Genomic DNA, 9227 nt, shown 5'->3' with positions numbered 1-9227 from the left:
GCCCGGCCCATAACACGGGGGCGTGGTGGCCGGTGGGGGCGGGGGGGTGGGGGGGGGCGGTGGGGGGGGGGGGGGGGCGGGGGGTTTCGCCCCCCCACCCCCGGCGGTTCACTCGTGGCAGGTCCCGGTCGGTTGCCGTCAGTCCCGGAAGGCCGAGAGGTCGAAGGCCGCCAGCCGCTCCGGGTCGGCGATCACGTCGATCGCGGTGATCGCGCCGTCCACGACGGTGAACGCCATGATCGACAGCGCCCGGCCGTTGGCGCCGATGACCACCGCGCCCGCGGCGCCGTTGACCAGCGCCGGGCGGGCGAACGGCGACAGCCTGCCCCACAGGACGGCCTGCCCGGCCACCGTCGCGGCACCGGTGAGCACCACGGTGTGGCGGGCCAGCCCGGCGCCGCCGTCCGAGCGCAGCACCACGTCCGGGTCCAGTACGGCGACCAGCGCCTCCAGATCGCCGGTGCGGGAGGCGGCGAAGAAGGCGTCCACGGCCAGCCGCTGACGGCCCAGGTCCCGGTCGGGCGCGGGCTGCGCCTGCACCTTGCGGCGGGCCCGGCTGGCCAGTTGGCGGGTCGCGGCCGAGGTCTTCTCGATCAGCGGGGCGATCTCCTCGAACGGCACCGCGAACAGGTCGTGCAGCACGAAGGCGACCCGCTCGGCGGGCGACAGCGACTCCATCACCACCATCAGCGCCAGACCGACCGAGTCCGCGAGCATCACCTCCTGCTCCGGGTCGACCACCCCCTCCCGGCGCAGCAGCGGGTCCGGCAGCCGCTCGGGGCCGCTCGCGCCGTCCGGTCCGACCGGCTGGAGCGGCTCCTCCCGGCGGGCGGCGCGGTCGCGCAGCAGGTTCAGGCAGACCCGGGACACCACCGTGGTCAGCCAGCCGCCGAGGTTGGCCACGGTCGCCGTGTCGGTGCGGTCGTACCGCAGCCAGGCGTCCTGGAGCGCGTCGTCGGCCTCGCTGACCGAGCCGAGCATCCGGTAGGCGACGGCGCGCAGGTGCGGGCGGTGCTCCTCGAAGAGCGCGGTCCGGGCGGCTCCCTCGTCGGTTCCGCCGGTACCGCCTGTTTCGTTCACCGTGTCTCGTTCCTTCGTCGGGGTTGTCGGAGCGGGCTCGTAGGGTGTGCGGCATGTCGTTCCTCGATCGCCTGCGGGCGACCCCCGCCACCGTCGACTACCTGCTCTGGCCCGGGGACTTCTCCCTCGACGCCTACTCCCACGTGGAGGAGGTCGTGCTCGCCTCCGGCGAAGCCCTGGAGGAGGTCGCCAAGTGCGGTGCGGGCGGCACCTTCTTCCTCTGCGGCGAGGGCGGCGACGAACGCCCCGTCCTCTACGCCGACTCGGAGGGCGGCGCGGCGCTGCTGGCCGTCGGTCTGGAGGAGCTGGTCCGGCTGCTGCTGGCGGTGCCGTGGTGGCGGGACTGCGTGCGGCTGACCGAGGAGGAGAGCACGGAGGCGGCCGAGGACTACCTGGCCGACGAGCCCGACCTGCTCGCCGACCGGGACGCGGCCGCGGCCGCGATCGGGCTCGAAGTCCCCACCGCGGCCGAGGCCTTGGCCCGTCTGCGCGAGGTCACCCTCGGCCTCGGGCCGTCGTACGTGCTGCTCAACGCCGTGGAGGGGAACGCCTACCAGCCGCTGTTCCGGCTCTGACCCGACCGGCCCCGGAGCCGGTCGGCCAGTTCGCGGGCCACGGCGGCCTCCGGGGCGCCGGTGTCGTCCAGGTGCGCCAGCAGGCGCAGGACGGCACGGTGTTCGCCGTGGGTGAGCCGGACCTGTGCGCCCGGGTGGGCGAGGTCCTTCGTGACGCCCCGGGCCAGGTCGGCCGTGCTGCGGGCGGAGTCGCCCGCGTCCGGGCCGTCCGGGCCGGGGTTGCTCCGGCCCGGGTCGTCCATGGTGAGGCTCGTCGACTGGATGACCTGGCCGCCGATGGTGACGTTGCCGATGATCTGGTTGACCATGCTTCCCCCCGGGGTGAGTTGACGATCGATCGGCAGCGTAGCCGGTGCGGCGGCGGAGCGGTCAGGGGCGGCGGCCGCGCCGCCTGGACCAGCCGGTGTCGGGGTCGTCGCCGGAGCTGCCCGGGCGACCCGGGTTGTGCAGGGTGCTCGCGGAGGTGTGCCGTTCGGCCGGTCGGATCGCGATGGCGTCCATGGTGTGCCTTTCCCCGTCGTCGTCATGCGTGTGCTCTGGCTCGCAGAACGCTAGGGGCGGCCGGGGTGCTCCGCATCCGTACGGGTACTCAGCCGGACTGAGTCGATTCGCCGTCGTGCCGGTCAGAGGAGGCGGCGCAGGAGGCGGGACTTGAGGGGGGTGAAGGGCGGGTAGGCGGGGCGGAGGGGGTCGGCGAGGAGGGGCTTGTCGAGGACGGACTTGGTGTGGCTGAAGGTGTCGATGGAGTGGGCGCCGTGGTACCGGCCGAGGCCGCTCTCGCCGACGCCGCCGAAGGGGAGGCCGGGGACGACGATGTGGGCGTTGGGGACGCCGAAGGCGAGGGCGCCGGAGGAGGTCTCGGTGGTGAGGCGGCGCTTGGTGGTGTCGGAGGCGGTGAAGGCGTAGAGGGCGAGGGGCTTGTCGCGGGCGGTGATGAAGGCGATCGCGGCGTCGAGGTCGGGGACGCGGATGATCGGCAGGACGGGGCCGAAGATCTCCTCGCGCATCACCGGGGCGTCCGGGTCGACGTCGGCCAGGACGGTGGGGGCGAGGTAGCGGTCGGCGCGGTGGTGGTCGCCGCCGGTGACGATGCGGCCGTCGGCGAGCAGGGCCGTCAGCCGGTCGAAGTGGCGCTCGTTGACGATGCGGCCGTAGTCGGGGCTCCGGGCCGGGTCGGTGCCGTACATCTCGCGGACGGCGGCGGTGAGTTGGCGTTCGAGCTCGGTGGCGGTGTCGCCGATGGCGAGGACGTAGTCGGGGGCCACGCAGGTCTGGCCGGCGTTCATGAACTTGCCCCAGGCGATCCGGCGGGCGGCGGTGGCGAGGTCGGTGCCGGGTTCGACGACGACCGGGCTCTTGCCGCCCAACTCCAGGGTGACGGGGGTGAGATGGCGGGCGGCGGCGGTCATGACGATGCGGGCGACGGTGCCGTTGCCGGTGTAGAAGACGTGGTCGAAGCGCTGCTCCAGCAGGGCGCCGGTCTCCGGCACGCCGCCCTCGACGACGGCGACGGCCTGCGGGTCGAGGGTGCGGGGCAGCCAGTGGGCGAGGGCGGCGGAGGTGGCGGGGGCGAGCTCGCTGGGCTTGACCACCGCGCAGTTGCCCGCGGCGAGCGCGCCGACCAGCGGGGCCAGGGCGAGCTGGAGCGGGTAGTTCCACGGGCTGATGATCAGCACGGTGCCCAGGGGCTCGCGGACCGTCCGGGCCCGGGCGGGCTGCAGGGCGAGCGGGACGGGGATGCGGCGCGGGCGCAGCCAGCCGTCGAGGTGGCGCAGGGTGTGGTCGATCTCGTTGACCGTGAAGCCGATCTCGGTGGTGTAGGCCTCGGCGGCGCTCTTGCCGAGGTCGGCGTGGAGGGCGGCGGTGAAGACGGCCTCCTGGTCGACCAGCAGGCGGCGCAGGGCGCGGAGTTGGGCCTTGCGCCAGGCGAGGGGCTTGGTGCGGCCGGTGGCGAAGGCGGCGTGCAGGCGGGTGACGGTCGCGGCGGGGCCTTCGGTGGGGGTGGCTTCGGCGGAGGCGGGCGCGGCTGTGGGCGTGGCTTCGGCAGAGAGGCTCATGCCGTCGAGCATAAACGAAACGAAACGATTTCGTTTCTAGTTCTCGGTAGACTTCCGGCATGAGCCGCAGCACCACCCCGTCCAGCGCCACCCGGTCCGGCACCACGACCTCCGGCGCCGCACCGGCCGCCACGGCGCGCCGGGGGCGCCCCCGTGACGCCGCCCGGGACCGGGCGCTGCTGGACGCCACGCTCGCCGTCCTCGCGGAGAGCGGCTACGGCGGGCTGACCACCGCCGCCGTGGCGGCCCGGGCCGGGGTCTCCACGGCGACCCTCTACCGCCGCTGGTCGTCCAAGGAGGACCTGGTGATCGCCGCCGCCGCGCTGCACGGGGAGAGCTCCTACGAGCAGCCGGACACCGGCGGACTGGAGGGCGACCTGCGGGTCGTCCTGCGGGACAAGGCGGCGAGCATGACCGGCGAGCCCGGCCGGCTGATCCGCGCCCTGATCGGCGAGGCCGCTCACAACACGGCCCTGGCCCAGGCGCTGGTGACGGCCTTCCTCCAGCCGGTGTACGGGCGGGTCGCGGAGGTCGTCCGGCGGGCCGTCGAGCGTGGGGAGATCCCGCCGCTGGACGGCGTGGACCTGCTCGGCGAGGTGGTGGTCGGGCCGGTGATGACCCACTTCCTGCTCACCCCGCACCTGCCCGAGGACGTGGACGAGGCCACCGCCCAGGAGACCGCCGACCGGCTGCTGCCCTTCGCCCTGCGGGCGGTGGGCGGTGGGCGGGGCGGTCGGGACGTCCGCCTGTGAGACCCCGTGAGATCCGTTGGATCCGCGAGACCCGTGAGACCCCGTGAGAAGAGGAGCCCCGATGCCCTGGTTCACGCTCGAACGCTTCGACCCGTCCTTCTTCGACACCGCGCCGCACCGCCACGCGTACGTGCTGGACCTCCCGGTGGCGCCGGAGACGGTCTGGCGGGGGCTCGCCGGTGACGCGCCGCTGTCCTGGTGCCGGGGCCTGGCCGGCGGCCGCTACACCTCGCGACCCCCGCACGGCGTCGGCACGACCCGCGAGATCACCGCGATGCGGCTGCTGCGCCTGCGGGAGGAGTTCGTGCGCTGGGAGGAGGGATCCCGGCACTCCTTCTGCGTCACCTCGGCGAGCCTGCCGCTGTTCCGGCGCTTCGGGGAGGACTACCTGGTCGAGCCCACCCCGACCGGCACCCGGTTCACCTGGACCTTCGCCTTCGAGTCCAACCCGCTGCTGGCCCGCCCGGCCGCGCTGACGGACCTGCCGAACCGGTCCTTCCTGCGGACCCTGGTCGCGGACACCAAGCGGCACTTCGGCGCGGCCTGATGCGCCCGGGCGGCCAGGTGGCGGAGCGGGCCGGGGCGTCGGCCTGCGGGTGGTTTCCTGGCGGCGGAGTGGATCGGACGTCTGTCTAGCACATTCGTCTCGGACGGACGTCCGTCTTGCACGCCCGCGCCGGGCGAGTGCCCCGTGCGGCCCCGTGCGGCGTGGACGGTTCGGACGTACGTCTTGGACATTTGTATTGCACGTACGTCCGATCCATGAGTATGGTGATCCCATCAACCGCTTCACCGGGGGGAACCGGATATGAACGACGCCACCACTCACGCCGAAGCCGTTCGCGGCGAACTGGTCATCGACGGCCGCCGGTTGTCCTACCTGGACTTCGGCGGCACCGGCCGCCCGCTGCTCGCGCTGCACGGCCACCTCTCGGAGGGTGCGGTGTGGGCCCGACTGGCGGCCGAACTCGGCCCCGACTGGCGGGTGATCGCGCCCGACCAGCGCGGCCAGGGTGACTCGGAGCGGGCCGCCGACTACTCGCGGGAGGGCTACCTCGCCGACGTCGAGGCGCTGCTCGACCACCTGGGTCTGCCGACGGCGGTGCTGCTCGGCCACTCGCTCGGGGCGATCAACTCCTACCAGTTCGCGGCCCGCCACCCCGAGCGGGTCGAGGCGATCGTCAACGTCGAGGGTCCGCTGGTGCTCGGCCTGGAGGGCCCGCACCCGCTGGCCTTCCTGCTCGGCCTGCCGTACGACGCCCAGAGCCGGGACGCGCTGGTCGCCGCGCTCGGTCCGGCCGCCCCGTACTTCGCCGACCGGCTGCGGGAGGACGCGGACGGCACCTGGCGGCTGCCCTTCCACCCGAAGGACATGTACGAGTCCGAGGAGCTGGTCCACGGCGACCACCGGGCCGGCTGGACGGCGTCCGACTGCCCCGCCCTGCTGGTGCGGGCCACCGGCGGCGCGATCCCGGCCGAGCAGGCGGCCGAGGCCGTCTCCCGCCGCCCCGGGACGGTCCTCGTGGAGCTGGCCGGCGACCATCTGCTGCCGGTCACCGCCGCCGACGAACTCGCGGTGACCGTAAGGGAGTTCCTCGTAAAGCTGTAGCCGCGGCGGAACGGTGCGGTCCGCGTGGTGCCCGGCGCTCCGGCAGGGTATAACGCTCCTGACCGGAACACCGGTGCACCGGAACACCGGTGCACCGGAAGAGCGTCCATATCCGTCGGGGGAGACCATGGACCCGGAACTGAGCTCACTCGCGGGCGTCGCCGCGACGGCCGTCGTCCAGCAGCTGACCACCACCGCCTGGGAGCGGATCCGTGCCGCCGTCGGGGAGTTGTGGCGCCGTCGGCATCCCGAGCGGGCCGAGACGGTGCTCGCCGAGCTGGGCGAGTCGCGCGAGGACGTGGCGCAGGCGCGCCGTGCGGGGGACGAGCGGGCGGAGCAGGAGGTGGTCGACCTGTGGGGTGCCCGGCTGCGTCGACTGCTCGCCGCTGATCCCGGCGCCGCCGCACAACTGCGCTTGATCGTCGAGGAGTTGACCGGCGGATCGGCTCCCGCCGTCCCGCAGCAGTCGGTCACCATGACCGCCGAGGCCTCCGGACGGGCCCGGATCAACCAGGCCGTCGGGGACATCCACGTCAACGAACGGTGAGGGCGGGTGAGCCCCCAGGGGCCGCCACCCGGCCCGGACCGGCCGGAGCGCGGCCCGCGCAACGTCAACCTCAACCTCAATGCCACGGCGAGCGGCCACGGGCGGGTCAATCAGGCGGGCCGGGACCAGCACTTCCACATCACCGTCCCGCTGCTCGGCGCGGCGCTGGTGCTCGGGCTGCTGCTGTTCGCGCTCTGGAAGCCGATCCAGCAGGTGGCGGGCGGGTTGGTGGATTCGAGTCCGTCACCGTCGGTGTCCGCCGTCGTGCCGTGGGACCGGACGACGCACCTCGACACCGACCCGCGTCCGGATCCGCCGACACCGAGGCCGGCACCGAGGCCGACGCCGACTCCCACGCCCACCCCCACCCCCATGCCGACACCGACACCGACGCCCACGCCGCCGCCGCTTCCGCCCGACCCGGCGGACGTGGCTTTCGCCGCCGTTCGCGCCGGTGACTGCCTGGATGTCTACGACACCGGATGGGGAACGTGGAGCCGGACGGTCCCGGTCGCCGTGGACTGCCGGGGTGGCAGCGCCTTCAACCGGGTTGCCGTGGTCGCCACCGCCGCGGCGGGCTGTCCGGCGGGCGGAGGCCGTGCCGCGTACGTCCACACCAACCGCGACCACTCGGTGACGGTGCTGTGCCTGGAGCGGCAGTTCCGGTACGGCCAGTGCTTTCTGGGTCACACCCCCGACCACCGAACCATCGACAACGGCTTCCTCGGTGTGGTCTGGGACTGCACCCTCAGGCAGGGTCCGTCGACCGCCAACGCGATGCTCGCCATCACGGCGGTCGTCACGAGCAGGGACAACTGCCCGGCCCACAACGGCCGGTACGGTGCCGAGTGGCCGGTGCTGGACGGCACCACCAAGGTGTGCGCGGTGGTGGTGTAGGCCGGTCAGCGGGTGGCGGTGAGGGCCAGGGTGGCGACGGCCAGGGCCAGGTAGCCGGCCGGGAAGTGGAGGTTGTGGAGGACCCGGGTGCGGACGTGGGTCGCCACGGCGCCGAGGTAGAACAGCACCAGCCCGACCGCGGCCGCGAGGCCGAGCGGCGGGAGGGCGACCAGGCCGACCAGCAGGCCGACGGCGCCGGCCAGCTTGAGCGAGGCGAGCCACGGGACCCACTCCGGCTTCACCTTCACCTCGGCCGAATTGGCCAGGACGAAGGGGGCCTTGGCGAAGTCGGCGGTGGCGATTCCGGCGTTGGCGGCGATGGCGAGGACGGTGACGGCGAGACAGGTGATGGACATGGGTCCAGCCTCTTCGCGGGCCTCCGCTTGCGTCCAATACCGGCTTCCATAACCTGGTGGAATGGATGTGGACACCCGGCTGCTGCGCACCTTCGCCGCCGTCGCCGAGGACGGCAGCCTGACCCGGGCGGCCGAGCGGCTGTACGTCTCCCAGCCCGCGCTGACCAAGCAGGTCCGGCAGTTGGAGAAGCTGCTCGGGGTGCCGCTGTTCGTCCGTTCCCGGGCCGGGATGGCGCTCACCGTGGCCGGGCGGAGCCTCGCCGCGCGGGTGCCGGGCCTGCTGGCCGACTGGGACGCGACGTTGCGCGAGGCCAGGGGCGCGGCCAGCCGGGCGGAGCGGGTGCTGCGGGTGGGCTTCCTGGCCAGCGCCGCCAACGAGGCCACGCCGGGCATCGTCGCCGGGTTCACCGACCGCAATCCCGGCTGGCGGGTCGAGATGCGGCATACCGCGTGGTCGGACCCGACGGCCGGGCTGGCCGCCGGGGAGGCCGATGTGGCGCTGCTGCGGCTGCCGTTCCCCGGGCAGGAGGGGTGGCGGGTGGCCGAGTTGTTCACCGAGCCGCGGTGGGTCGCGCTGCCGTCGGCGCACCGGCTGGCGGCGCTGGAGGTGGTCCCGTTCCGGGAGTTGTGGGACGAGCCCTTCGTCGCGGCCCCGGCCGAGACCGGCCGTTGGCGGGACTACTGGGTCGCCGCCGACGAGCGGGAGGGCCACCCGGTCCGCTTCGGCGCCGTGGTGGAGCACCCGGACGACTGGCTGAGCGCCATCGCGAACGGTTACGGGGTTGCGCTCGCCCCCGCGTCCACGGCCCGTTTCTACGCCCGGCCGGGGATCGCCTACCGGCCGGTGAGCGGGGTCAGCCCGAGCCGGATCGCGGTGGCGTGGGCCGCGGCGGACGACGGGAACCCGGTGGTGCGGGACTTCGTGCGGTGCTGCCTGGCGGCGGGCGATGCGGGCGACGGGGCCGACGGGCCTCACGCGGCCGACGGGGGCCCCGCCCCGGAGTGAATCCGCCCCGGCGCCGGGGCCGGGGAGGGGTGGCAGCCCTCAGCGCCGCCACCCCCCGTTGGCTTCTCGGCACCGGGGCGGTGGTTCATTGAGCCAAACCCCGCCTTGGGGTGAAAGCGGGTGGGGATCCGGCCGGGGTTCGGTGGGGTTTCGGTGCGCGTCCCATCGCGCTCCGGACCTCGCGCTGGGGCGTTCCCCGGACCGGGCCCGGTCCGGGGAACGCCCCGCCCCGGGCGGGTTCAGTGGGCGAGGGCCTGGCGCAGGCGCTTCTTGTCGGGCTTGCCGACGGAGGTGAGCGGGATGGCGTCGACCAGGTGGAGGGCTTCGGGGGCGTAGAGGCGGCCCTTG

At 74.1% G+C, this 9227-nt stretch carries 12 protein-coding genes; 7 read left to right on the top strand and 5 right to left on the bottom strand.

The features are described 5' to 3' along the window. Nucleotides 1–138: 138 nt before the first annotated feature. Nucleotides 139–1080, bottom strand: coding sequence for a sigma-70 family RNA polymerase sigma factor (locus ACFC1T_RS35810; protein WP_375896232.1), 942 nt, complete (start codon nucleotides 1078–1080; stop codon nucleotides 139–141). A 53-nt stretch (nucleotides 1081–1133) separates the two neighbouring features. Here ACFC1T_RS35810 and ACFC1T_RS35805 point away from each other — a divergent pair, with 53 nt between their 5' ends. Continuing rightward, complete coding sequence (locus ACFC1T_RS35805; RefSeq protein ID WP_375896230.1) at nucleotides 1134–1655, top strand: hypothetical protein; 522 nt, start codon at nucleotides 1134–1136, stop codon at nucleotides 1653–1655. Here ACFC1T_RS35805 and ACFC1T_RS35800 read toward each other — a convergent pair. From ACFC1T_RS35800 to ACFC1T_RS35790, 3 genes are all read right to left on the bottom strand, one after another. Then, complete coding sequence (locus ACFC1T_RS35800) at nucleotides 1631–1963, bottom strand: hypothetical protein (protein ID WP_375896227.1); 333 nt, start codon at nucleotides 1961–1963, stop codon at nucleotides 1631–1633. The two genes, ACFC1T_RS35805 and ACFC1T_RS35800, sit on opposite strands and share 25 nt — an antisense overlap. A 61-nt stretch (nucleotides 1964–2024) precedes the next feature. Further along, the gene (locus ACFC1T_RS35795) at nucleotides 2025–2156 is read right to left on the bottom strand and encodes a hypothetical protein (protein WP_375896225.1); all 132 of its coding nucleotides are present in this window, start codon (nucleotides 2154–2156) and stop codon (nucleotides 2025–2027) included. Between the two features lie 122 nt (nucleotides 2157–2278). After that, nucleotides 2279–3712, bottom strand: a complete 1434-nt coding sequence (locus tag ACFC1T_RS35790) for an aldehyde dehydrogenase family protein (protein ID WP_375896222.1) — start codon at nucleotides 3710–3712, stop codon at nucleotides 2279–2281. 59 nt (nucleotides 3713–3771) lie between these two features. Here ACFC1T_RS35790 and ACFC1T_RS35785 point away from each other — a divergent pair, with 59 nt between their 5' ends. The 5 genes from ACFC1T_RS35785 to ACFC1T_RS35765 all read left to right on the top strand — a co-directional run bounded on the left by ACFC1T_RS35785 (nucleotide 3772) and on the right by ACFC1T_RS35765 (nucleotide 7517). Then, nucleotides 3772–4464: a TetR/AcrR family transcriptional regulator gene (locus ACFC1T_RS35785; protein ID WP_375896220.1), complete on the top strand. Its 693-nt coding sequence runs from the start codon at nucleotides 3772–3774 to the stop codon at nucleotides 4462–4464. 61 nt (nucleotides 4465–4525) lie between these two features. Further along, nucleotides 4526–5011, top strand: coding sequence for an SRPBCC family protein (locus ACFC1T_RS35780; RefSeq protein WP_375896218.1), 486 nt, complete (start codon nucleotides 4526–4528; stop codon nucleotides 5009–5011). 261 nt (nucleotides 5012–5272) lie between these two features. Beyond that, nucleotides 5273–6073 carry an alpha/beta fold hydrolase gene (locus ACFC1T_RS35775; protein ID WP_375896215.1) on the top strand — a complete coding sequence of 267 codons (801 nt, stop codon included), beginning with the start codon at nucleotides 5273–5275 and terminating at the stop codon, nucleotides 6071–6073. A gap of 127 nt (nucleotides 6074–6200) precedes the next feature. Beyond that, the gene (locus ACFC1T_RS35770) at nucleotides 6201–6620 is read left to right on the top strand and encodes a hypothetical protein (RefSeq protein WP_375896213.1); all 420 of its coding nucleotides are present in this window, start codon (nucleotides 6201–6203) and stop codon (nucleotides 6618–6620) included. A gap of 6 nt (nucleotides 6621–6626) precedes the next feature. Continuing rightward, nucleotides 6627–7517 (top strand): hypothetical protein, encoded by an 891-nt coding sequence (locus ACFC1T_RS35765; RefSeq protein WP_375896210.1) that lies wholly within the window; start codon nucleotides 6627–6629, stop codon nucleotides 7515–7517. Between the two features lie 5 nt (nucleotides 7518–7522). On the opposite strand, the gene ACFC1T_RS35760 is transcribed toward ACFC1T_RS35765, so the two are convergent. Next, nucleotides 7523–7873, bottom strand: a complete 351-nt coding sequence (locus ACFC1T_RS35760; RefSeq protein ID WP_375896209.1) for a DoxX family protein — start codon at nucleotides 7871–7873, stop codon at nucleotides 7523–7525. 61 nt (nucleotides 7874–7934) lie between these two features. On the opposite strand from ACFC1T_RS35760, the gene ACFC1T_RS35755 reads away from it, so the two are divergent. Further along, the gene (locus ACFC1T_RS35755; protein WP_375896206.1) at nucleotides 7935–8879 is read left to right on the top strand and encodes a LysR family transcriptional regulator; all 945 of its coding nucleotides are present in this window, start codon (nucleotides 7935–7937) and stop codon (nucleotides 8877–8879) included. The last annotated feature ends 348 nt before the right edge of the window (nucleotides 8880–9227 follow it).

The organism is Kitasatospora sp. NPDC056076, assembly GCF_042266305.1.
Lineage (GTDB): Bacteria > Actinomycetota > Actinomycetes > Streptomycetales > Streptomycetaceae > Kitasatospora.
This window is presented reverse-complemented; position numbering and strand designations above follow the sequence as displayed.

Excerpts from the sequence above, each read along its gene's own strand:
- ACFC1T_RS35805 (WP_375896230.1), top strand. The coding sequence starts at position 1,134 with ATGTCGTTCCTCGATCGCCTGCGGGCGACCCCCGCCACCGTCGACTAC.
- ACFC1T_RS35800 (WP_375896227.1), bottom strand. The coding sequence starts at position 1,963 with ATGGTCAACCAGATCATCGGCAACGTCACCATCGGCGGCCAGGTCATC.
- ACFC1T_RS35795 (WP_375896225.1), bottom strand. The coding sequence starts at position 2,156 with ATGGACGCCATCGCGATCCGACCGGCCGAACGGCACACCTCCGCGAGC.
- ACFC1T_RS35790 (WP_375896222.1), bottom strand. The coding sequence starts at position 3,712 with ATGAGCCTCTCTGCCGAAGCCACGCCCACAGCCGCGCCCGCCTCCGCC.
- ACFC1T_RS35785 (WP_375896220.1), top strand. The coding sequence starts at position 3,772 with ATGAGCCGCAGCACCACCCCGTCCAGCGCCACCCGGTCCGGCACCACG.
- ACFC1T_RS35780 (WP_375896218.1), top strand. The coding sequence starts at position 4,526 with ATGCCCTGGTTCACGCTCGAACGCTTCGACCCGTCCTTCTTCGACACC.
- ACFC1T_RS35775 (WP_375896215.1), top strand. The coding sequence starts at position 5,273 with ATGAACGACGCCACCACTCACGCCGAAGCCGTTCGCGGCGAACTGGTC.
- ACFC1T_RS35770 (WP_375896213.1), top strand. The coding sequence starts at position 6,201 with ATGGACCCGGAACTGAGCTCACTCGCGGGCGTCGCCGCGACGGCCGTC.
- ACFC1T_RS35760 (WP_375896209.1), bottom strand. The coding sequence starts at position 7,873 with ATGTCCATCACCTGTCTCGCCGTCACCGTCCTCGCCATCGCCGCCAAC.
- ACFC1T_RS35755 (WP_375896206.1), top strand. The coding sequence starts at position 7,935 with ATGGATGTGGACACCCGGCTGCTGCGCACCTTCGCCGCCGTCGCCGAG.